Source organism: Campylobacter sp. 2014D-0259, from assembly GCF_008000505.1.
GTDB classification, from domain to species: Bacteria; Campylobacterota; Campylobacteria; order Campylobacterales; family Campylobacteraceae; genus Campylobacter_D; species Campylobacter_D jejuni.
On the sequence record NZ_VOAQ01000006.1, the window covers coordinates 1 to 744 of the forward strand.

At 29.6% G+C, this 744-nt stretch carries 1 protein-coding gene; it reads left to right on the forward strand.

What is annotated here, in order from left to right; genetic code table 11:
- Positions 1–744, forward strand: a 744-nt coding sequence (locus SR63_RS00845) for a motility associated factor glycosyltransferase family protein (RefSeq protein ID WP_147498327.1), incomplete at both ends; no start/stop codon positions are given.

The following is a 744-nucleotide window of genomic DNA, read 5'->3' on the forward strand; positions in this document are numbered from 1 at the left end:
TTTCTACAGGACCATCTCTTACTAAACAACTTCCTTTGTTAAAAAAATATGCTAGTAAAGCTACAATTTTTTGTGCAGATTCTTCTTATCCTATTTTAGCCAAACATGGTATAAAGCCCGATTATGTGCTTTCTTTAGAAAGGATTCCTTTAACTTCTGAATTTTTTAACAATGATTTTGGTGAATTTGATAAAAATGTTTTGTTTGTTTGTATAAGTTGGGTTTATCCACAAACCATAAAATATCTTCAAAAAAATAATAGAGCTTTTATACTTACTTCAAGGCCATCTAGTTTTATTAAAAATATCAATCTTTACCCATATGGCTATGTAGGTTATGGGCCAAGTGTTGCACATATGGCTTATGAATTTGCAACTCATCTAAGTCATAAAAACATCATTTTTATAGGACAGGATTTAGCTTATGCAAAAGATGGATTTTCTCATACTAAAGATTATAAAAATCTTGATAAACATGAAGGACATTTTCAAAGAGATAAGGATAAATTTCAATGTTTAGCTTATGGAGGCAACGGAAAAGTTGAAAGTTCTGAAATTTGGACTATGTTTAGATTTTCTTTACAAAATACCATTTCAAGAAATATTGTTTCAACCACCTACAACTGTACCGAAGGTGGAGCAAGGATAGAAGGAACTATAGAAAAACCTTTTCTTTGGGCTTGTGAGAATTTACTTGATAAAGATTTAAATAAACCTTTTGTGAAATTAGAACCTTTAAGTTTAA